Source organism: Clostridium sp. RTP31139st1_H3_RTP31139_211217 (assembly GCF_040227035.1).
GTDB lineage: Bacteria > Bacillota > Clostridia > Clostridiales > Clostridiaceae > Clostridium > Clostridium saudiense.
Window position 1 is genome coordinate 1 of sequence record NZ_JBCOAB010000040.1, and the last position, 23,291, is coordinate 23,291.

Annotated in this window: 19 protein-coding genes; all 19 read right to left on the reverse strand. The window is 27.8% G+C overall.

Annotated features, from left to right (window positions below):
- Positions 1–279 precede the first annotated feature (279 nt).
- Positions 280–1,434 (reverse strand): serine hydrolase domain-containing protein, encoded by a 1,155-nt coding sequence (locus ABUA17_RS14300; protein ID WP_042402142.1) that lies wholly within the window; start codon positions 1,432–1,434, stop codon positions 280–282.
- Between the two features lie 53 nt (positions 1,435–1,487).
- On the reverse strand, positions 1,488–2,042 hold the full coding sequence (locus tag ABUA17_RS14305) for an NINE protein (RefSeq protein WP_078061400.1): 555 nt from the start codon (positions 2,040–2,042) through the stop codon (positions 1,488–1,490).
- 238 nt (positions 2,043–2,280) lie between these two features.
- Positions 2,281–4,215, reverse strand: coding sequence for an FUSC family protein (locus ABUA17_RS14310; protein ID WP_195955562.1), 1,935 nt, complete (start codon positions 4,213–4,215; stop codon positions 2,281–2,283).
- Between the two features lie 274 nt (positions 4,216–4,489).
- On the reverse strand, positions 4,490–5,323 hold the full coding sequence (locus ABUA17_RS14315) for a prephenate dehydrogenase (protein ID WP_042402145.1): 834 nt from the start codon (positions 5,321–5,323) through the stop codon (positions 4,490–4,492).
- Positions 5,324–5,442: 119 nt separating this feature from the next.
- Complete coding sequence (aroF, locus tag ABUA17_RS14320) at positions 5,443–6,456, reverse strand: 3-deoxy-7-phosphoheptulonate synthase (RefSeq protein ID WP_055277585.1); 1,014 nt, start codon at positions 6,454–6,456, stop codon at positions 5,443–5,445.
- Positions 6,457–6,572: 116 nt separating this feature from the next.
- On the reverse strand, positions 6,573–7,067 hold the full coding sequence (locus ABUA17_RS14325) for a shikimate kinase (RefSeq protein WP_042402181.1): 495 nt from the start codon (positions 7,065–7,067) through the stop codon (positions 6,573–6,575).
- A gap of 22 nt (positions 7,068–7,089) precedes the next feature.
- Entirely contained in the window at positions 7,090–7,905 is an 816-nt protein-coding gene (gene aroE, locus ABUA17_RS14330; RefSeq protein WP_042402151.1) for a shikimate dehydrogenase, read from the reverse strand.
- Positions 7,906–8,024: 119 nt separating this feature from the next.
- Positions 8,025–9,185 carry a prephenate dehydratase gene (gene pheA / locus ABUA17_RS14335; protein WP_042402155.1) on the reverse strand — a complete coding sequence of 387 codons (1,161 nt, stop codon included), beginning with the start codon at positions 9,183–9,185 and terminating at the stop codon, positions 8,025–8,027.
- Between the two features lie 127 nt (positions 9,186–9,312).
- Positions 9,313–10,389 carry a chorismate synthase gene (gene aroC / locus ABUA17_RS14340; RefSeq protein WP_055277587.1) on the reverse strand — a complete coding sequence of 359 codons (1,077 nt, stop codon included), beginning with the start codon at positions 10,387–10,389 and terminating at the stop codon, positions 9,313–9,315.
- Positions 10,367–11,662, reverse strand: coding sequence for a 3-phosphoshikimate 1-carboxyvinyltransferase (aroA, locus tag ABUA17_RS14345; RefSeq protein WP_055277589.1), 1,296 nt, complete (start codon positions 11,660–11,662; stop codon positions 10,367–10,369). Before aroA ends, aroC begins: the two co-directional genes overlap by 23 nt.
- Positions 11,663–11,845: 183 nt before the next feature.
- A complete protein-coding gene (gene aroB, locus ABUA17_RS14350) occupies positions 11,846–12,892 on the reverse strand; it encodes a 3-dehydroquinate synthase (RefSeq protein ID WP_055277591.1) in 1,047 nt (348 codons plus the stop codon).
- 171 nt (positions 12,893–13,063) lie between these two features.
- Positions 13,064–14,077, reverse strand: a complete 1,014-nt coding sequence (aroF, locus tag ABUA17_RS14355; protein WP_042402166.1) for a 3-deoxy-7-phosphoheptulonate synthase — start codon at positions 14,075–14,077, stop codon at positions 13,064–13,066.
- Positions 14,078–14,644: 567 nt separating this feature from the next.
- Complete coding sequence (gene cls, locus ABUA17_RS14360; protein WP_042402169.1) at positions 14,645–16,078, reverse strand: cardiolipin synthase; 1,434 nt, start codon at positions 16,076–16,078, stop codon at positions 14,645–14,647.
- Between the two features lie 260 nt (positions 16,079–16,338).
- Complete coding sequence (locus ABUA17_RS14365) at positions 16,339–16,881, reverse strand: NADH peroxidase (protein WP_055277734.1); 543 nt, start codon at positions 16,879–16,881, stop codon at positions 16,339–16,341.
- Positions 16,882–17,010: 129 nt separating this feature from the next.
- Entirely contained in the window at positions 17,011–17,553 is a 543-nt protein-coding gene (locus ABUA17_RS14370) for an NADH peroxidase (RefSeq protein WP_055277734.1), read from the reverse strand.
- Positions 17,554–17,962: 409 nt separating this feature from the next.
- Positions 17,963–20,281 (reverse strand): HAMP domain-containing sensor histidine kinase, encoded by a 2,319-nt coding sequence (locus tag ABUA17_RS14375; RefSeq protein ID WP_055277735.1) that lies wholly within the window; start codon positions 20,279–20,281, stop codon positions 17,963–17,965.
- Positions 20,256–20,966, reverse strand: coding sequence for a response regulator transcription factor (locus tag ABUA17_RS14380; protein ID WP_042400751.1), 711 nt, complete (start codon positions 20,964–20,966; stop codon positions 20,256–20,258). The genes ABUA17_RS14375 and ABUA17_RS14380 overlap by 26 nt, the downstream gene beginning before the upstream one ends.
- A gap of 408 nt (positions 20,967–21,374) precedes the next feature.
- The gene (locus ABUA17_RS14385; protein WP_055277736.1) at positions 21,375–22,583 is read right to left on the reverse strand and encodes a NupC/NupG family nucleoside CNT transporter; all 1,209 of its coding nucleotides are present in this window, start codon (positions 22,581–22,583) and stop codon (positions 21,375–21,377) included.
- 145 nt (positions 22,584–22,728) lie between these two features.
- Positions 22,729–23,235, reverse strand: coding sequence for a flavin reductase family protein (locus tag ABUA17_RS14390; protein ID WP_042400756.1), 507 nt, complete (start codon positions 23,233–23,235; stop codon positions 22,729–22,731).
- Positions 23,236–23,291 lie beyond the last annotated feature (56 nt).

Consider the following 23,291-nt stretch of genomic DNA (forward strand, 5'->3'; position numbering starts at 1 on the left):
TGGATACAAGACACCGTTAGAAGCATTTAACGAAGAACAAGCTAAGTGTTGCACTTAGCTTGACAATTCGTCATAAAAATAAATAACAAAAATTTTTAACATATTGTTTTACAAATTTAAATGGAGTAAGAAATAATTCTTACTCCATTTTTACATACTTTTTATTATTCTTATATTTACAATTAATAGTGTCATTTCATATATGTTTTCACTAATTTATACAGCAACTCAGAACGCATTTAACTTTTATCTATAATTTTAACTTTTAAACTTATTTTATTATACAATTTCATAAAGATATTTTCTTATTTCCTTTTCAACATTATCACATTTGTTAATTCTTTGAATAAAGTATAAAACTATCATATTACTTTCCGGATCAATGATAGACTCTGTTCCAGCCCATCCTCCCCAACCAAACTCGCCTATCCTGCCTGGTGTATTTGCTAATTCTTTATCCTTTAGTACTCTTACAAAAGTACCATACCCATATCCTTTTAAATCTTCCCAATCATAACTTTTTAATTGTTCTTCGTTCAAATGATTAGTTCTCATAAAGTCTATTGACTCTTTGCTTAATATTCTATTACCTTTGTAAACTCCATTGTTCAGTATCATTGTATCAAAATGTAAATAATCATCAAGTGTTGAAACTAATCCTGCTCCACCTGATTGAAAACCTGGCAATCTATTTTGCCTCATTATAGCTAAGTTATATCCCTGATATGGCCTTAGTTTAGGCTCTTCTTCAAAATATTCATATACCTTTGCAAATCTTTCCCACTTTTCTTCCGGAACATAAAAATCTGTATCTATCATTTCTAATGGTATAAAAAATTCCTCTTTTAAAAACTCTCTATATTCTTTTCCTGAAATAACTTCAATTACAGCTCCAAGAATATCTGCCGAAAAACCATAAGCCCATTTTTCTCCTGGTTGGAATTCTAAAGGAACTTGTCCTAATTTATTAGCAAATTCTACTGTAGTTAACGGCTTCCTCATTAATTCTTTTTCAATTGCTTCATCAACTACTTTATTAGTAATTTGTCCGACTTCGCTATCACTTGGATATGCCACACCAGAAGTCATAGTTAAAAGATCTTTTATTACAACATCTCTTTTAACAGGTTCTAAAATCCCATTTACTAAAACCTGTTGATTTTTGAAACCATCTAAAATACTACATACTGGCGTATCTAATGTTAATTTTCCTCTTTCTATTAATAGCATTGTCGCTGCCGCTGTAACAGGCTTAGACATTGAATATATGTTATAAATAGTATCCCTTTTTACTTTTGTTCTTTCCTCTAAATTAGAATACCCAAATTGTTTATTATAAATTTCTTTTCCATTCTTAATGGCGCAAATACTTACCCCTGCTAGATTTCCAGATTTTAATTCGTCATTTACTATTTTTTCAATTCTCTCATTCATTCCTAATCACCCTTATTTTAATGCATATTACTTTTTAGTCTTAAACTGTTTTATTAGTTATCAGATAAAGGTATTCCATCAGCATCAGTTGTTATTGTAGTTCCACATAAAATAAGTATTCCCTCAATGAATCCCCAAAGACTTCCTGCACCACAAGTTAAAATTGTTACTACAATTTGTATAATACCAATTCCTATATACCCTAAATAAAATCTGTGTATTCCAAGTCCACCCACTAATATTCCTAATATTCCTGCTGCAATTCGTGATTTTGGTCTTCTAACAACATTATTATAATTTTGATTATAATTAGGGTTATTATTATAATTGTGGTTATTATATCCTTGATTATTATTGTTAGTATTGTAATTGCCTTGATTATTATAATTATTAGAATAATTTTGATTGCTATTAAATCCATTATCCTCATTTTGATTTATATCATCAGTATAATCTTCAAAATTGTTTCCACAATTATAGCAAGTAGTGCCATTTACTTTAACACCACATTTATCACAATATACATTTCCATCTCCAGCTTTAAATCCACATTTAAAACAAAAGTTAACACCTTCATTTAGTTTCTCTCCACAATTTTTACAATACATATTGCTTCCCCCTTAAATAAGTATGTAAATATTATACAGCATTATCAAAAAAATTATCCATATATTTTTACATATTTATCTTAGCTCTTATAGAGTACTTCAATATATATCATAGTTACTAACTATAGTAGTTCACCTAAACCTAATAATTCAGTTTATTTTATTACCATAATAACAAAAAACCTAGAATATTTTTACCTAGGTTTTTTGATGTATTTTATATTAATTTATTCACTTTTTATTCTTCATTTTCTTTAGCCAATATTTCTTTCATTTCTTTTACTTCTTTTATTTCAGCTAAAACACCTCTTATGCTTGCAAAGATTATCTTATTCTCAATCCCTTTAGTTGATTTGATATGTTCTTCTACTCTTTTTATTGTCATATCTATATCTCCATTTATTGGATTAGATAACATCTTTAAATCATCAAGCATATATTCAACATTGTTAAGATTAATTTCACTTCTTCTTACTAATGTATATAACTGATAAATATCAACAATTAAAATTCTTATTTTATCAAAATAATTATCAATTTCTTCAGTAATATAATCAGCATTATTAGCTGATATTTTCTCTTCTATCATAGTGCTTACTAGTAATAACGTATCCATTTCATTCCTATTATCATTTTCATTCTTTGCTTTTTCATATACTTCTTTTAGCATCCCATCAATTACATCTGTATACATTTCTGATAGTTCATTATTAGCATCTTTCATTTTTACCGGTAGTACAAATCTATTAATTATAATCCCAATTATTGTTCCTAATATAACAAATACTATTCTATTAATAGTTAATACTACTGCTCCACCAGACATGGCAACAGACCCAATTGCACATATTGTAGTATAAATAGTTCCATACCTATATGTAAATGCATATGATCTTAAATAACCTGCTGCCATTATTATTAACACTCTGACTAATGTATTTGTAAATATAGTGAATAATAAAACTACAATGACTCCCCCAACAAGTGTTGCAAACATCCTGTCTTTAATCTTTTTCTTAGATAATTCATATATAGGAATTATTATAGCCATCGCTGTGAAGTAAATCCATTTTCCTTCTGAAAATTTAAAATAATCTGCAATAAAAGCTGAGATAGCCACACCTAATGATACCCTAACAGCATAAGAAAATTTTACTGACTTTTTATAAAATTCTTTCTTATGAACATTAACCATTTTATAGTCTTCCGGTATATCACCATTAGCTTCTATCTTATTATAATTTTCTTTACCTAATAATTTTAATTCTTCTAATGATATCTTCAACATATTAATAGTATTTAATATTCTTAAAGTATCTAAGCCATGTATATTATCATCCTTATATTTATTTAATATATTAGTTATAATATCATTAACATTATTCAAATTATCTTCTTTTCCTAAACTACGCTTTACTTCTTGTAAACAAATTGATAAATCCTCTAATACATATTTATTATCAATATCTTTATCTAATAAATTTGATAGCTTTTCTAAGACCACAACAATATTTAATTTTATCCTACCTTCTTCCGTTACATAAAATTCATCTTTTCTATTATCATAAATAATTTTTCTAAATTCAGTAGAATTAATTTTAATTGATTTATTAATTTCTTGTTTATTTAAACTTTTATCATTTATTTTTTTTATAAGATCATCACAAATACTACCTATTAATTTATTTCCAACCTTAGTAGTTTTATTTTTGTTAACAATAAATTGTATTAACATAATTCCAATTGGAGCTACTAAAAGTGAAAGTAATCTCATTGGTAATTCCTTTGCAGTAATTGGAGTAGCTAATAGAAATAAATATTGTAATGAAAATGGTAAATAAACTGGTGACTTTAAATTATAATAAAATGTATAAATTATTATAAATATAGCTATAAAATTTAGAGGTATAGCCCCCCATACATTAAGATTTGCTAAATATGTAAATACTCCAATTCCTATATTTATTACAATTAATTTAAATAAGTTTTTTACTGGAGAAATAGTAAGATTAACTTGTGTCAACATTAAAATTGCTGTTATTCCCATTACTCCCACCAATGTGTTTTTATCTCCAAAAATAGTTTTAAACATTATTACAAATGCCATTATAAAAACATATAAAACAGTTTGTGATATAATAAATTGTTTTGTTATTTTTTTTGGTTCTGCCAAAATAATCTCTCCCTTTCCAATTAGATATACAAGAGGCAATACTACTCTAATTTGTAACCTATATCAATTTTGATATTTAGCAAATTCCCTTTAAATTTATCCTTTTCTATATTTAATAAACGGTTTCAAGCAAATTATTATATTATATAAAAATATTACCATCCTTACGTTTATACTTTTCTCCACTATTTTAAATTTTATACATAGCTAAAAAAGATGGCCTCTAAAATATAGATACCATCTTTTAACCTATCTTAAATTTAAATACATTAATCTATAATTTTTCTCTTCTTTTTGAAGACTTTATAAATAACTCTTGAAGTCCTTCTTTATCATCTTTCTCTAAACAAGCCTTAATTTTATCCAATTCAGCTTCAAAATTATAAATAGTTTTAAGTAAATTTTCTTTATTTCCTAAAAACAATTGACTCCATAAAGATTCATTAATATTTGCAATTCTAGTTAGATCCCTATAACTATCCCCTATAAACTCTCCTGTATTTCTTCCTTCAATATCACTATTTATAAGAGCTACTGCTAAAGCATGAGGCAACTGACTAGTAAATGCAATCATTTCATCATGATACTTTGGACATATTCTTTTAACATGTTTAAACCCCATCTTGTATGCTAAATCTTCAATTAAATTTATATTTTTATCCTTATTTCTATCAATAACTGTAATTAAGAAATTCGCCCCTTTAAAAACCTGATTAGTTGCATAGTCTATGCCTTTTTTCTCTCTACCCGCCATAGGATGTGCAAAAACAAAATCAATTTTATCTGGTAATATCTCAATTATTTCATTTATAAATAACTGTTTAATTCCAGTTACATCTGTTATTATTGTCCCATCTTTAAAATACTCTTTATTTTTTATAATAAAATCTTTTACTAGATTAGGATAAATAGCTAAGACAATTAAATCAGCGCTTTGAATTATATCCTTCCCATCTTCATAACCTTCTTTAATAATTCCTAAAGCCTTTGCCTTTTTTAATGTTTCTATATTTTTATCTACACCGTAGACTTCACTATATCCTGCTTCCTTAAGTGCCATTGCATATCCACCACCAATAACACCAAGACCTACAATAACTATTCTCATAATGCCCCCCATTTTAATTAGTTAATAGTTTTGAGTTAAAAATTAGTAGTTAAAGATATTTAAGAAACTCCTAAAAAAGTTTCATCCTTAACTACCAATTTATAACTATTAACTCTTAACTATAATGTTTTTCCTTCTATTTCAGCTAAAACTTTTACTTTCTTCATCACCTTATCAAATAAAGCTGGTTTAAGTGATTGTTGTCCATCACTTAATGCACATTGAGGATTATTATGAACTTCTATCATAAGTCCATCTGCTCCTGCTGCTATTGCTGCTTTTGCAAGTGGCTCAACTAAGTACCAATATCCTGCTGCATGACTTGGATCTACTATTACTGGTAAATGTGATAGCTTTTTAATTACTGGTATAGCGCTTAAATCTAAAGTATTTCTAGTGTAAGTTTCATATGTTCTTATTCCTCTTTCACAAAGAATAATATTTTCATTTCCACCAGCCATTATATATTCAGCACTCATAAGCCATTCTTCAATAGTAGCAGATAAACCTCTCTTAAGTAATATTGGTTTATTAGTCTTTCCCAATTCCTTTAATAAATCAAAGTTTTGCATATTTCTAGCACCAACTTGAATTACATCAACATTATTTACAAATTCATCTATATATTTAGTAGACATTATTTCTGTAACTATCGGTAAAGCAGTTTCTTTTTTTGCAACTTTTAATAATTTTAATCCTTCTAGCTCTAAGCCTTGGAAGCTATAAGGTGAAGTTCTTGGCTTGAAGGCTCCTCCTCTTAAGAAATTTGCTCCTGATTCTTTTATAGACTTAGCTATTTCAATTATTTGCTCTTCACTTTCAACAGAACATGGACCTGCCATAATTCCAAGATGGTTTCCACCAACTAAAGTTCCATCTACGTTGACAATTGTATCCTCTGGTTTAAATAATCTATTTGCTTTTTTAAATGGCTCTTCTACTTTCAATATTTTATCTACACCATCAAAAGATAGTATTTTATCTGGATCTATAATTCTAGTTTCACCAACTACACCTATAATACAAAAAGTTGATCCTTGAGAAAGGTTAACACCTAACCCCTGTTTAGTTAATTCATTTTCTACAGCCTTTACTTCTCTTTCGCTGCATTTAGGATTCATTACAATAATCATTTCTACCATACCTCCATACTTCATTTAGTTAATAGTTTTGAGTTAATAGTTAATTTCTTAATAATATATTTTTCTAAAGCCTGCTCAAGCAGAATTTATTCCTTAACTTTTAACCATTACCTATTTACAACTTTTGCTATTTTATTAACGACCTCTTCTAGGCTTCCTGTATTTTCAACTCTATAATCACAGTATTCTTTATATAAGTCATATCTTTCATCATATAATTTATATAATACTTCTTTACCATTTGCTAGTAAAGGTCTCTTTTCAACTTCTATATCTCCTAATATATTTTCTACTGGTCTATCAATAAAAACAACTATAGAATTTTTCTTTAAATATTCTATATTTATACGCTTCTTTACAACTCCTCCACCTGAAGAAATGATAGTTTTACTTCTCTCTCCAAGCTCTTTGCAAGTTTCGGTTTCTATATTTCTAAAATAATCTTCACCATTTTTAAATAACTCTATAATAGTCTTTCCTTGATTATCTTCAATATAAAAATCCATATCTATAAATTCATAATTCAATTTATCTGAAAGTAAATTTCCTACCGTAGTCTTTCCACATCCTGGTAACCCTATCAATGTAATACTTTTCTCCATCTCCTTCATACCTACACTCCTACTACTTAAAATCTTTAGATAAATCATCGTATATATAATTTATCAACTCTTCACTTATTTCCCTATCATTAAATATAGCTTGACTTTTGACTGCTTGCCCCACTAGCATATGTAATCCACCTATAGCAACTTTTCCTTCTTCTGTTGCAAATTGAAGAAATTTAGTTTGTGTAGGATTATATACTAAATCTACAGCTACATCAAAATTTTTAATTACCTCTTTACTAACTGCAGAATTATCAACATTTGGAAACATTCCAACAGGAGTTGTATTAATAATTAAATATCCTTTTATACTATTTAATTCATTATAATTAATAATACTTATTTTCTTATCTATTTTATTTAAATTAACACTTTCCGGTGTTCTACTTACTATATATATCTTTTCTACTTCATTATCCAATAAATAAGTAATAACAGCCTTACAGGCACCACCAGATCCTAAGATAACTGCAGTTTTATTTTTTACATTTATATTCTTACTCTTAAGCATGACTTTAATGCCAAAATAATCAGTATTATATCCATAAAGCTTATTTGCTTTAAGCATTACTGTATTTACCGCACCAATTCTAGCTGCTTCATCTGAAATATAATCTAAGTATTTCATTACACTTTCCTTATATGGAATTGTAACATTAAAACCTTTTATCTTAAGCAATTTTACCGCTTCTACAAAATCATTTAATCTATCTTTTGGAATTTCAAATAATTTATATGCACCTTCAGTTTTATTTTTTTCTAATATTATTTTATTGATTCTCGGTGATAAGCTATGACTCAACTTTTCCCCTAATAATCCATAGAACTCCATTTAAACACCACCTTTGGGTTAGTTAAGAGTTAATAGTTTTTAGTTAATAATTTAGGATGAAATCCTTGCAGAATTTCTAACTATATTTCTAAATTATTAACTGTTAACTATTAACTAAATTACAGCTTGTTAACCTTCTTATAGCTTCCAAGTAATTTAAAATATTCACTATTTTCTTCAATTAACCTAATTGCCTTTTTAACATCTTCATTTTCTATATTGCCTTCAAAATCTACATATAAAAGATATTGCCAAGGTTCATTCTTACTTGGTCTAGATTCTATTTTAATCATGTTAATATTATTTTCTGCAAAGTGTCTTAAAAGATTATACAAAGTACCTGACTTATCATCTAAAGAAAATACTACTGTAATCTTATTACAATCTTTTGATGATTCTAGTTTTCTTCCTACTATAATAAACTTTGTATGATTATCATCTTTATCATTTATTTCTTTTTGGATTATATCTAAATCATATATCTTAGCTGCCCTTAAGCTTGCAATTGCAGCTTTTGATTTATCATTTAACTCTGATATATACTTGGCACTGATTGCTGTATTATGAAAGGGAATAAGTTTTAAATTACTATAATTACTTAAAAATTCTTTACTTTGTTCAAATCCTTGTGGATGTGAATACACTTCCTTTATATCATTGATCTTAGTACCCTTTATCCCTATTAAATTTTGGTCTATCTTTATACATTCTTCACCAACTATATAAAGTCCATACTTAACTAATAAATCATAAACACTTGTTATTGCACCTGTATATGAATTTTCAATAGGTAATATTCCATAATCTATTTCATCATTCTTTAATGCAGAGAATACATCTTCAAATTCTTCATAATTATTATTTTCATGGTTCTCTCCAAAGTATTTAATCATTGCTTCTTCGCTAAAAGAACCCTTTACTCCTTGATAACCAATTCTAATATTATTTAAACTTCTTTTATCTTTATTAACTGAAATAGTATCTTCTATTTTACTTATAGTATCATCATTATTTTCTTCAAAAATATCTGCTTGAAGCTTTCTACTTAATGCCATTAAATGATTAAAGAAGTTTTCTGTAAGCTTTGAATACTCTTTATTATTTAATCTATCAACATTCTTTTTTATAACTTCCACTTCTCTTGCTTCATTAAATATAGGAAGATTATTTTCAATCTTATATTTAGCTACATTTATTGCTACATTCATTCTTTTTTCAAATAATTTAACTAATTCTTTATCTATATTGTCAATTTCTTTCCTGCATTCTGAAAGATCCACATTAATCACCACCCTTTGTTTAGTTAGGAGTTTTTAGTTAAGAGTTAATGAAGAAACTCCTTAGGAAATTTCTAAAACATATTTTTTAAATTCACTTAAACTGAATTTATCCCTAAACTCCTAGCTATTAATTATTAACTAACTCAAGCATTCCTATTGCTGCTACTGCTTCTATAACTGGAAGTGCTCTTTGTACTATACATGGATCATGTCTTCCCTCTATATTTAAAGTAGTTTCTTCCATAGTTTCTATATTAACAGTTTTTTGTTCCTTAAATATTGAAGCTGTTGGTTTAATTGCAACATTAAATACTATTGGCATTCCATTAGTAATACCACCTAAAATTCCACCATTGTTATTAGTTCTTGTCTTGATAATTTCACCATCTAAGTAGTATTCATCATTTGCTTCTGAACCTCTCATTTTAGAAATATCAAAACCTCTTCCAAATTCAATACCTTTAACTGCTGGAACTGAAAACATTAAATGTGCTAATGTGGATTCTACTGAATCAAAAAATGGATTTCCAACTCCTGGTTTTATACCTAAGATAGCACATTCTATAGTTCCCCCTATAGAATCTTTATCACTTCTTGCATTCATAATTTCTTCTCTCATTGAAGCTTCTAAATTAGTATTTATTAATGGAAGTTCCTTTCCCTTAAATGAATTTAATAACTCATCATTTATATCAGTTTCTAAAAAACTTTTATCTTTTATGTTACCTATAGAATTAACATGTGCTGCAATTACTATTCCTTTTGATTCTAATATTTGCTTACAAATAGCTCCTGCAAATACTAACGGTGCAGTTATTCTTCCTGAAAAATGCCCTCCACCTCTATAATCATTAAATCCATTATATCTTATAACTCCAGTATAATCCGCATGTCCAGGTCTCATCACATCTTTAAGCTTTGAATAATCTTTAGATTTAGTATTAGAATTTCTTATAATTGCACAAAGTGGTGTTCCTGTTGTTTTTCCTTCAAAATATCCACTTAATATTTCTGGAACATCTCCTTCTTTTCTTGGAGTCGATAATGGACTTTTACCTGGTGCTCTTCTTGCCATTTCTACCATTATCTTATCAATATCTATTTCAAAGCCAGAAGGTAATCCATCAATATTGATTCCAATTGCATTTCCATGAGATTCACCAAAAATAGATACTTTTATGTTATTTCCCCACATTCCACTCATGAATATCTCCTCCTAAAGTTCTAAAATCATCAAAGAATCGTGGATAAGATTTTGCTATACATTCATAATCTTTTATTACTATTGGCTCTTCACATCTTGTAGAAGCAATTGCTAATGTCATTGCTATTCTATGATCCTTATGGCTCCATACTTCTACATTACCTTTTAATTTTTCTACTCCTGTAACTAATAATCCATCTTCTTTTTCTATTATCTTAGCTCCTAATTTATTAAGCTCAGATGTTACTGCTGCAAGTCTATCACATTCTTTTATTCTTAATCTACCTGCATTTATTATTTCTGTTGTACCTTTTGATAAAGCTGCTACAGCTGTTAATACTGGAATAATATCTGGACATTGACTTCCATCAATTATTGTAGCAATTAATTCACCATTAATAATTCCCTTAACATCAGTATCCTTTGAATTAAATACAACATTCATTCTTTCTAAAATATCTATTACTTCCTTGTCACCTTGAAGGGAATTTAAATCTAAATCCTGACATAAAACATCATTTCCTAACGCATCTGCACAAAGGAAAAATGCAGCTTGGGAATAATCGCCTTCAACTCTATAATTTCTAGCATTGTATTTTTGATTTCCCTTAATAATAAATTCTCTATAATTATTATTAATTATTTCAACTCCAAAATCACTCATTGCTCTTAATGTTAAATCAATGTATCCCTTCGATTCCATTTCAGTAGTAATGATAATTTTAGAATCTCCATTTAATAATGGTAATGTAAATAATAAACCTGTAATAAATTGAGAACTAACATTACCTTCAACTTCAAATACTCCTGGTTTTAACTTTCCATTAATAATTAAATTAAGATTTCCCTCTTCATAAGAATATTCAATTCCTTGATTATCAAATATATTATAATAAGTAGTTAATGGTCTTTTTCCTAAGTTTCCTTTACCAATAAATTTACTACTTCCACTAAATAGTAATGATATAGGAACTAAGAATCTTAAAGTTGATCCTGATTCGTTACAATCTATAATTCTGAAATCTTTAGCCTTTTTAGGCACTCCATATACTCCAATTACTTCTAAATGATCTTTATATCTAACTATTGTAGCTCCTAAAGACTTCATTGCATCAATAGTTGCTATAATATCATCTGAATAATCTATATTTTCTATAATGCTTAATCCTTCACTTAAAGCTGCACAAATAATAGCTCTATGAGCCATACTCTTTGATGGTGGTATTTTAACCTCTCCCTTAAGCCTTGAAGGATTTATCTTTAAATTTGCCATGTGCTCCCCTTTCTGTTAGTTAAGAGTTTTGAGTTAATAGTTAATAGTTTAAGTTTGAAACTCCTTAAGGAGTTTCTTAATAATATATTTTTCCAAAGTCTGTCCAAACAGACTTTATTCATTAACTCTTAATTATTAACTATCAATTTTTAACTATCTAAGACTATTAACTATCTAAACCCCTTAACTAAAAAAGCTTGTTGTTGTTTTATATATTTTTGAATTACCTATTTCTTTTAATATTATGAGATTTAAGTCATTTCCCATTTTCTTTTTATCTAAGTTAATAGCCCCTAATAATTCTTTTAAATCAACATCCATTTTATAAGGAAGATTATATTTAACTAAAATATTTTTTATTCTCTCTGCAGTTCCTTCCTTTGTTAAACCTTTTGCTTCACTAACCTTAGTTATTTCATACATACCAATTGCTACAGCTTCACCATGACTATATTTTTCATAATTATAGTGTTGCTCAATTGCATGAGCTAATGTATGACCAAAGTTTAAAAGCATTCTTTCACCTTTATCTTTTTCATCATTTTCTACAACTGCTCTTTTAATATCACAACATCCATGAATAATCTGTTCCATACAATTCATTAAATGTTGATGATTTTCTACTTTTTCTAATAAGTCAAAAAACTTACTATCTTTAATACAACCATATTTAATAACTTCACCCATTCCATCTATAAGAAATCTATTATCTAATGTATTTAATACTTCTGGATCTATTAAGACACATTTAGGATGATAAAAACTTCCTACTAAGTTTTTACCTCTTTCTAAATCTACAGCAACTTTTCCTCCAACACTACTATCAACTTGTGCTAAAAGTGATGTTGGTATTTGAATAAAGTCTACTCCCCTTAAATATGTAGAAGCTACAAATCCAGTTAAGTCTCCAATAACTCCTCCACCTAATGCAATTATTAAATCGCTTCTAGTTAAATTAAAATCTAAAAGTGCATCATATACAGTAGGTAATGTATTAAAGTTTTTAGTCTTTTCCCCTGGTCCTAAAGATAATAACTTAACTTCAAAATCTTTATTCTTTAATGAAGATACAACTTTATCACCATAATACTTATTTACATTATCATCAGTAACTATAAATATTCTTCTACCGTTATAAACCTTACTAACTTCTTCTGCTACTCTATTAATAACTCCATTTTCAATTATTATAGGATAACTTCTTTCCTTTAAATCAACTACTAATTCCATTACATCACCCTTCCATTAGTTAAGAGTTAGTAGTTTTTAGTTAATAGTTAAGGATGAAACTCCTGTAGGAGTTTCTTAATAATATATTTTTTAAATTCAGCTCTGCTTAATTTCTCCCTTGAACTATTAACTCATAACTATTAACTCTTAAATCTTCTTCCTCTTGCTGTTTTAAATTTCTCTTCCTACAGCAGCTGCTATTAGCTTTAAATCTTCCATCAATTTTGCAAATACATCAGGCTTAATTGATTGCTGACCATCGCATAATGCCTTTTGAGGATCATTGTGTACTTCTATTATAAGGCCATCTGCTCCAACTGCAACAGCTGCTTTAGCAAGTGGTTCAACCATCCACCATTTACCTGCAGAATGACTCGGATCAATAACTACTGGTAAGTGGCTTAATCTTTTAATTGCTGGTACTGCACTTAAATCCAAAGTATTTCTTGTATATGTTTCAAAAGTTCTTATTCCTCTTTCACAAAGAATAACTTTTTCATTACCTCCAGCCATAATGTATTCAGCACTCATTAAAAGTTCTTCTATTGTTGCTGATAAACCTCTCTTTAATAATATAGGCTTATCAATTTTACCTAATTCCTTTAATAAATCAAAGTTTTGCATATTTCTTGCACCAACTTGAATTATATCAGCCTTTTCAACGAATGTATCTATATCATATGGTGACATTAACTCTGTCACAACTGGCAAGCCAGTTTTGGCCTTTGCTTCATTTAATAAATCTAATCCTTCATATTTTAATCCTTGGAAGCTATATGGTGAAGTTCTTGGTTTAAATGCTCCACCTCTTAAGAAACCAGCTCCATATTTTTTAACTTCTTCTGCTACTAATTTAATTTGCTCCTTACTTTCAACAGAACAAGGTCCAGCTATAACTGCAATTTTATTTCCACCTATTGTATGTCCATTAACATCAATTACTGTATTTTCTGGATGGAATAATCTATTTGCCTTTTTGAAAGGTTCTTGGACTTTCATTACTCTTTCAACATTTGGATTTGCTTCAATGTATGAAGGGTCTATTTTAGTTGTATCCCCAACTAGCCCTAAAATACTCATTTCCGTTCCTGTAACAGGATTAACAGTAACCCCTAAAGATTCTAACTCTCCTGTTAATTTTTTAATTGCTTCATTGCTTGTTTTTGGTTTTAAAATTACTACCATTTAAATTGCCCCCTTTAAATTACTTATGAGTTAGTAGTTTTAAGTGAGTAGTTTTACTCTCTTATATACTATTCTACTTAATAGTTTATATATGAAACACCTTCTCCCTTTAGGTCGAATGTGTAACTTCAACTTGCCAAATTGGAAATTTGGAGTTTCAGTTATGAAACACCTTCTCCCTTTAGGTCGAATGTGTAACTTCAACTTGCCAAATTGGAAATTTGGAGTTTCAGTTATAAAAAAAGAGAACTCTTAATGAGTTCTCTTAATAAACTATACTTTAAATACACTTTTAAATATTAAGATATATAAAAAGTTTCACTAAATACTCATTAGAAAAGATTTATTCATATTTTTGCAAAAGAAATAGCCAGCGCTAAAATAAAAGCCCCAGAATATAAAGTAAAAAAAGCTATAAAATTTTGCAGTTAAATTCTTTTCTAATCCTTTCATAATATATACCTCTTAATTCTAATTCTTTAATAATCAAATTACTTTTTTATAGTTTAACCATTTTTAACCACTTTGTCAATCTTTTTACATTTAACAATATGTTTTTTATCAGCTTTATAAAATGGGTGCTAATAATCTTATTAATGATTCTTTTATTTTTAAATTTTTTGATCTTTTATCATATTCTTCTTTGATTACTAATTTAGATTTTTCCTGATCATCTAAAAATATTTTTTCTTGCTCTTTTGCTACTTTCTCATTATAAATAAATGCATTTACTTCAAAATTTAATTTAAAGCTTCTTATATCTAAATTAGCTGTACCAATACTACATACCTGGCCGTCAGCAACTATTGTTTTAGAGTGAATAAATCCATTACCATACCTATATATTTTTATTCCATATTCAATTAATAATCCTATATTGGCACTAAGCATCCACTCCATAAAGAAATGATCCGGCTCTCCTGGCACTATTATTCTTACATCAACACCTGATAATGCTGATATTTTTAATGCCTCTAGCATAGGGCTATCTGGTACTAAATATGGTGTTTGAATATAAACATAATTTTTAGCACTATTAATAATTTTCATATAAGAATTTTTAATGTACTCCTCCATATGATCGGGCCCTGATGATACAATTTGAATACCTACATCTCCAACCTTCTCTGGAGTTGGAAAATACATAAACATATTTCCCATATTCTCATCTGCAGCATAATCCCAGTCTAAAATAAAACGTTTATTAAGTTCATTAACAGCTTCACCTCTTATTCTGATATGAGTATCTCTCCAGAACTTAAACTGTTTTCCCTTATTTACGTATTCGTTTCCTACATTAAATCCCCCTACATAACCTACTTTTCCATCTATTACAGCTATCTTTCTATGATTTCTGTAGTTTATACGTGTATTTATATGCGGTAAAATTCCCGGAAAAAATACAGCCATCTTTATTCCATAGGACTCAATTTCTTTAATAATATTTTTTGTAATTGCTTTTGAACCCATTCCATCTATAAGAAGTCTTATCTCCAAACCATCTTCAGCTTTTTTTCTTAATTCATTTACTAATGCCTTACCTAATTCATCATATCTAAAAATATAGTATTCTATATGTATAAAACACTTTGCATTTCTTATATCTTCAAATAAATCTTTAAATTTATCCTCACCATTAATATAAGTTTTTACTTCATTACCAACTGTATAAATTGCTCCAGAATGATTGTAATTCATTAATATTAAGTCTTCATAATTTTCATTTACTTCACTATCACTGCTAAAGTTAGACAATTCATGAGTTCCCCTTAATTTATATCTTTTTATTTTGTCTGCAAGTTTTTTTTCTCTAAATATTTTCTGCCTACTTAGATTTTGACCTAATAATAAATATAAAATTAACCCTACTCCTGGAAGTGCAATTAAAATTACTAACCATGCCCATGTAGTTGTAGGCTCTTTTCTCTCTATAAATATTAACGATAATGCCGATATTAAATTTAGTAAGAAAAACATTATTAATAATATTATATATGCCATAAAAAAACCTTCCTATATTTTTATTATTTCTTACCATTATACATCAGTTTAATTAAATTGCGAAATAATTTAGTTAGTGGATAGTCAATAACAAATTTCAAATTTCAAGTGACAAGTTTAGGAAAAAAGTCTCCTTAAGAAAACTTTTAAAAATATATTTTAGAAGCTTACCAAGAAGCTTTCACATAAACTTGCTACTTATTACTCGCTAAACTTGAAGTTAAAAATAACCATGCCGATTGGCATGGTTATTTTTAATCTTATGCGAAGTATCTGTTTAATAATCCTTCGAAAGCTTTTCCGTGTCTAGCTTCATCTTTGCACATTTCATGAACTGTGTCATGGATTGCATCTAAGTTTAATTGTTTAGCTAATGTAGCTAAATCTTTCTTTCCTTGAGTTGCTCCGTGCTCTGCAGCTACTCTAGCTTCTAAGTTAGCTTTTGTATCAGCTACTACTACTTCTCCTAATAATTCAGCGAATTTTGCAGCGTGTTCTGCTTCTTCAATTGCTATTCTCTTATAAGCTTCAGCAACTTCTGGGAATCCTTCTCTATCAGCTTGTCTTGACATTGCTAAGTACATTCCTACTTCTGTACATTCTCCAACAAAGTTAGCTCTTAATCCTTCGATTACTCTTTCATCTACACCTTGAGCTACTCCAATTCTGTGCTCATCAGCAAATACTAATTCTCCTGCTTGTTCTACGAATTTATCTGCTCCAACTCCACATACTGGACATACTTCTGGTGCAGTTTCTCCTTCGTGAACATATCCACATACTGTACAAACGAATTTTTTCATAATTCCATTCCTCCTAAATTTTCATATATTTCATTAATTTTCTTAAAACCAATTTTTATTATATACTACAAAAGTACAATTTTTCAATTCATACTTTTGTAGTATTTTTTATCTTTTGTTTACTAAATCTTAAGCAAAGTATCTGTTTAATAAACCTTCGAAAGCTTTTCCATGTCTAGCTTCATCTTTGCACATTTCATGAACTGTGTCATGGATTGCATCTAAGTTTAATTGTTTAGCTAATGTAGCTAAATCTTTCTTTCCTTGAGTTGCTCCGTGCTCTGCAGCTACTCTAGCTTCTAAGTTAGCTTTTGTATCAGCTACTACTACTTCTCCTAATAATTCAGCGAATTTTGCAGCGTGTTCTGCTTCTTCAATTGCTATTCTCTTATAAGCTTCAGCAACTTCTGGGAATCCTTCTCTATCAGCTTGTCTTGACATTGCTAAGTACATTCCTACTTCTGTACATTCTCCAACAAAGTTAGCTCTTAATCCTTCGATTACTCTTTCATCTACACCTTGAGCTACTCCAATTCTGTGCTCATCAGCAAATACTAATTCTCCTGCTTGTTCTACGAATTTATCTGCTCCAACTCCACATACTGGACATACTTCTGGTGCAGTTTCTCCTTCGTGAACATATCCACATACTGTACAAACGAATTTTTTCATAATTCTATTCCTCCTAAAATCTATTCGATATATCTTTAATTTTCTTAATTTCTTATTTACTTGCTCTTTTGTTTTTGTGCTCTCTCGAATCACCTTACATCTATTATTATATAATAATAATTATTAATTACAAGTCTTTTTTGAAAAATTTTTTAAAAATTTTCTAATTGATAATATATATCAGTTAGCATTGTTACTAGCTTTATCTATTTATATATAGATATTGATTATCAATTGATAAATTTCTCATTAAATAAAGAGCTATACCTTTTAGTACAGCTCTTCACAAATTTCACTTAAATAGTTACTAGAGATTTATTGATTAAATTCATGTTAATCTTAACTTGAAAGTCACTTATTAGTTTTAATTTAAATATATAATTTTCATTAACTATTATATAAAAATATACTACTTTAATCTTATTATAGATTTAAATAAATCTCCATCGACTTCAATATTAAAGCTTCCACCATGAAGCTCTACTATACTTTTAGCTATAGCAAGACCTAATCCTGACCCTTCTGTGCTTCTTGATGAATCTCCACGTTTAAATCTATTTGTTATTTCATTAGTATCAAAGCTTAATTCATAAGCTGATATATTTCTCATCACTATTATAACTTCTTTTTCTTCTTTATACATATCAATATAAACTCTAGTATTACTTAATGAATATTTAACTATATTAGAAATAAGATTTTCAAACACTCTATATAATCTCTTTCCATCTCCATTAATAAATATCTTTTCTTCTGGAACATTTAATTTAACATTTAAATTGCTATCTTTAAATCTTTCATCATTTTCACCTAATGCTTGCTTTAATAATTGCCCAATATCTATTTTAGCAATATTAAGTTCCATAGCTCCACTTGCTGCCTTAGATGCTTCAAATAAATCTTCTATTAAAACTTTAAGTCTTTGAGATTTTTTATCTAATATATTTACATAATCCATAGCAGTTTCTGGTTGTATATTTTCTCTCTTTAATAAATCAATATAATTAATTATTGAAGTTAAAGGTGTTTTTAAATCATGAGATACATTGGTAATAAGTTCTGTTTTCATGTTTTCGCTTTTCATTTCATTTTCAACAGACTTCTTTAATCCATCTCTCATATTATTAATATCATGAGCCAATTCTCTTAGATGTCCTCTTCCCTTTTCATCTATTTTATAGTTTAATTTACCTTCTGCTGCCGCCTTTGATCCAACCATTATTTTATCTAAATAAACTAAATCTTTAATAAATATTATAATATATACAATAGTTAATATTATTCCTGCAATTATTCCTATTGGCCATATATAAAGCATTGCTGATAAGAAAAATAATACTAATCCCATTGCTACATATAAAGCTGTCATTATTAAGAATGTTCTTATTATAGACCCTCTATTCATTACATCACTTAAATAGTTCCAAACCTTAATTGTAATATTATTTTTTAATAAAGTTCCTTCATTGTAGCTAACAATTATAACTCTAACTAATAAATAATATATTACAACTACTATAGATACCCATATTATTGATGATAAATTTAATCTTCTTATATAATTATTTGAATTATAGTAAATGTGTGGCCCAATATTCCAAATTATCCACCCTATAATTCCAACTCCAATTTTATATTCGATAGGATACCCTTTAACCTTATTTATTATTTTTTCTATTAACGCTACCTTTACTTTATATTTAGCTAAGTATAATAAACAAAATATTGTTAGAACTAAAAATATTACAAATGTAATACAACTTAAATAAAAACTAGTAACATTATGTTGCACACCCTTAAAGCTTTCAGAAACTACATCCCCTGATTTAAGTTCCTTAGGCATCCATATATATAATGTTATATTATGTTTTTCGCTATAATCATACTTAAGTTGGGCAATAGACGTATTTTCATAACTATAATTAGAGAATCTAGTACTATAGCTATAATTATCAATAAATTTACCTAATATATTATTCTTATCTATTTCCTTACCATTAACATATATTTTTTCAATTATGTTTCCATTATAATCAATATTTATTTCTTTGAAATATCTACCATTTTCTATAATCTCAGTAGAATCAATTTCACTTCCACCAATCCAAACATCATTTAATTTATCATAAGCTCTAAAATTTAAATTAACATAAGATTTTATTTTATTATTTAAATTACTTGCACTATTGCTTTTTCTATTTAAAATATACTCATTCATTTCTTCATCACTTAAAGTATATTTTTCATCTATTTTTTCTCTTTGTTCCTCTAATATCTTTTCTTGCTGTTCATAAGTTAAACTATTAAAGCTATCATCATTATATTTAGAAGTTCTATAATTATCGTATTCATTATTAGCCTTATCTAATAATTCAGCCTTACAAATATCTATATCATTTTGAGTTATATTATCCTTATCCTTAGCATAACTAGCTGATTTATAATATAATGAATAATCCTCTACCAAACTTGTATAATCATTTATATCATTTGCTACTTGAGTTTGTAAATATACTCTCTCTGGTATAACATATCCCAAGTTATCTTTAATTTCTATGCCTAATAGAAATGTACATGCTAATGATATAACAGTTAAAATATAAATTATATATTTGCTATTATTACTACTTAAAATATTTCTTTTGTTATTTTTTATCTTTTTATCTGAAACTATTATTTCTTCTTCATTAATATTTTCTTTACTAGTATTTTTCGATTTTATATCCAATACCCCACACCACCTTTAAATATTTAGGATCCTTAGGATTGATTTCTATTTTTTCTCTAATCCTTCGTATATGTACTGCTACTGTATTTTCTGCATTATAACTAGGTTCTTTCCATACATTTTCATATATTTCATCTATAGAAAAAACCCTTCCTTGATTTCTTAATAATAATTCTAATATGCCAAATTCAGTTGCTGTTAATTTAATTGATTCCCCATCAACTAATACTTCTTTTGTATCTTGATTTAATGAAAGTCCTCCACTACTTATTATTGAATTACTTTCCTCTTCCTTTTTCCCACCATAGTTTCCAAAGACAGTATACCTTCTTAACTGTGACTTAACTCTTGCTATAAGTTCTAATGGATTAAACGGCTTAGTTATATAATCATCTGCCCCCATATTAAGACCTAATATTTTATCTGTATCCTCTGATTTTGCAGAAATTAATATAATAGGGATATTCTTTTCCTTCCTTATTTTCATTGTAGTTCTAAGTCCATCCATATTAGGCATCATTATATCCATTAATATAAGATACACATCATTTTCCATTAAAGCTTCCAATGCTTCTAATCCATCATAAGCTTTAATTACATTAATTCCTTCATTTCTTAAATATATATCAATAGCATCAACTATCTCTTTATCATCATCTACTACTAAAACATTATTTTTCTCCATACCTAAATTGCACTCCCTTCATAATGTATTATTATACCATGCTACTTAACTTATATTTATATAGTAACAAGAAAGTCTTACAAAAAAATTATTATATTTATTACAAATTTATTAAGAAAGCCTCCAAATTTTCAATTTTACTCCTTGAAGGTACACTTTAGTGTACTCAGCGACCGTTAGGGAGTCGAGTTTCCTTTAAAAAATTATCATGGTAATACGAAAAAAATAAATGGAATATCTACAGGAATCAATATAATCTTCCTTCCGATACTCCATTTATCTTTTTCTTTATTACCAGATGTACGGCATTGAGCCAATTTAATTTTAATTAGTTAATGCTTGTGCTATTAATAATTGTAGCTTGGTGTTAGGTTTAAATTATTTTTTCGTTATTACTCATCAAAAAAATTATATTGTTAATAAAAGTCCTGCAATTGTAGCACTAAGAAGATTTGCTAAGGTTCCACCTAATACTGCTTTCCACCCTAAACGAGCTATATCATGCTTTCTACTAGGTGCCATTCCTCCTATACCTCCAATTAAAATTGCTATAGAAGAAATATTGGCAAATCCACATAATGAAAAAGTTACTACAGCTATTGTTTTAGCTGATAATGTACTCATTATTTCAGAAAGACTTGTAAATGCTACAAATTCATTTAATATTATTTTTTGACCTATTAATGAACCTGCAACTACTGCTTCCTTCATTGGTACTCCTATAATAACTGCTACTGGGGCAAAAATATATCCTAAAATAGATTGTAAACTTAAGTTAGTTATTCCAAACCATCCACCAACCATTCCAATAACACCATTTACAAGCGCAATTAATGCTACAAATGCTAATAATATTGCTGCTATGTTAAGAACTAGTCCTAATCCATCAATAGCTCCCTTAGATGCTGCATCAACAACATTTGCTGAATCATCCTTTACCATTTCAATTTCTTCATTTACTTTATCTTCTTTTATTTCTGGAATTATTATTTTAGAAATTATAAGTCCTGCTGGAGCTGACATAAAACTAGCAGATACTAAGTATTCAATAGGAATTCCTAATAATGAATATCCAACTAATATTGATCCAGAAACGGAAGCAAGGCCTCCAACCATAACTGTAAATAATTCAGATTCTGTTAATTTTTCAACATATGGTTTAATTAAAAGGGGTGCTTCTGTTTGCCCTAAGAATATATTTGCTGATGATGATATAGTTTCTAACTTAGATGTACCTAAAAGCTTCGCTAACCCTCCACCTATAAGCTTTATAACAAACTGCATAATTCCTAAGTAATATAATACTGATACTACTGCTGAAATAAATATAATTACTCCTAAAACATTAACAGCAAAAATACTTCCATCATTAGCTAATGAGCCAAATAAGAATGATATTCCTTCTTTTGCATAATCAATTACAGATTGAACCCCTAATGCAATCTTACTTAATACATATTTTCCAACACTCCATTTTAATGCAGCAAATGCAAATGCAAATTGAATTATAAATCCAATAATCACAGTTCTCCAATTTATTTTTTTCTTATTATTTGAAAATAAAAATGCTACTAGAAATATAAAAGCTACACCTATAATACAATTTAATATTGCCACAAGATACACCATCCTTTGTTAAATACTTTTTCTCATTTAGTTTTATCCAAAATGTAGTCTTATATTCTTTTGCAAATAAAAAGACACCTCTGAAATCAACCCAATATTTAGGTTTATTCCAGAGGCATAAACTATTTCTGTATAATTATTTAATTATATAACTCGATACTATTTCTCCAAAATATATTGTATGATAATCTTCTAAAGGATATTTACTATTTTTTATATCCTCATTTAAATTCTTATCACTCATTGTAGTTTTATAAAGAACTCTACATTCAAAATGCATACCTTCCATATTTAATACAGGAGTATTTATTTTTTCCGATTCTCTAGTATCAATATTTAATTGTGCTAATTTATTAATATCTTTACCACTTTTAGTTCCTAAAAATGCTATTTCCTTATCCACATTTTTATATGGTATTGTAACTGTAAATTCATTTGTTTTTTCAATTATTCCATATGTATATCTTTGTGGTCTTACCATAACTGTAAATACAGGTTTACCCCACATGAAACCAATACTTCCCCAAGCTATAGTCATTGAGTTCACTTTACTTCCACTCTTAGTTGTTAAAAATATTCCTTTACTTAAAAGTTCAATATTTTTTTCTAAATTCTCATTATATGATACAAATCTTTTAATCATTTAACTCGTCCCTTCAACTTATTAATATTAAAACTATATAATATTATACCAATTTT

Excerpts from the sequence above, each read along its gene's own strand:
- ABUA17_RS14300 (WP_042402142.1), bottom strand. The coding sequence starts at position 1,434 with ATGAATGAGAGAATTGAAAAAATAGTAAATGACGAATTAAAATCTGGA.
- ABUA17_RS14305 (WP_078061400.1), bottom strand. The coding sequence starts at position 2,042 with ATGTATTGTAAAAATTGTGGAGAGAAACTAAATGAAGGTGTTAACTTT.
- ABUA17_RS14315 (WP_042402145.1), bottom strand. The coding sequence starts at position 5,323 with ATGAGAATAGTTATTGTAGGTCTTGGTGTTATTGGTGGTGGATATGCA.
- aroF (WP_055277585.1), bottom strand. The coding sequence starts at position 6,456 with ATGATTATTGTAATGAATCCTAAATGCAGCGAAAGAGAAGTAAAGGCT.
- ABUA17_RS14325 (WP_042402181.1), bottom strand. The coding sequence starts at position 7,067 with ATGGAGAAAAGTATTACATTGATAGGGTTACCAGGATGTGGAAAGACT.
- aroE (WP_042402151.1), bottom strand. The coding sequence starts at position 7,905 with ATGGAGTTCTATGGATTATTAGGGGAAAAGTTGAGTCATAGCTTATCA.
- aroC (WP_055277587.1), bottom strand. The coding sequence starts at position 10,389 with ATGAGTGGAATGTGGGGAAATAACATAAAAGTATCTATTTTTGGTGAA.
- aroA (WP_055277589.1), bottom strand. The coding sequence starts at position 11,662 with ATGGCAAATTTAAAGATAAATCCTTCAAGGCTTAAGGGAGAGGTTAAA.
- aroB (WP_055277591.1), bottom strand. The coding sequence starts at position 12,892 with ATGGAATTAGTAGTTGATTTAAAGGAAAGAAGTTATCCTATAATAATT.
- aroF (WP_042402166.1), bottom strand. The coding sequence starts at position 14,077 with ATGGTAGTAATTTTAAAACCAAAAACAAGCAATGAAGCAATTAAAAAA.
- cls (WP_042402169.1), bottom strand. The coding sequence starts at position 16,078 with ATGGCATATATAATATTATTAATAATGTTTTTCTTACTAAATTTAATA.
- ABUA17_RS14365 (WP_055277734.1), bottom strand. The coding sequence starts at position 16,881 with ATGAAAAAATTCGTTTGTACAGTATGTGGATATGTTCACGAAGGAGAA.
- ABUA17_RS14370 (WP_055277734.1), bottom strand. The coding sequence starts at position 17,553 with ATGAAAAAATTCGTTTGTACAGTATGTGGATATGTTCACGAAGGAGAA.
- ABUA17_RS14380 (WP_042400751.1), bottom strand. The coding sequence starts at position 20,966 with ATGGAGAAAAATAATGTTTTAGTAGTAGATGATGATAAAGAGATAGTT.
- ABUA17_RS14390 (WP_042400756.1), bottom strand. The coding sequence starts at position 23,235 with ATGATTAAAAGATTTGTATCATATAATGAGAATTTAGAAAAAAATATT.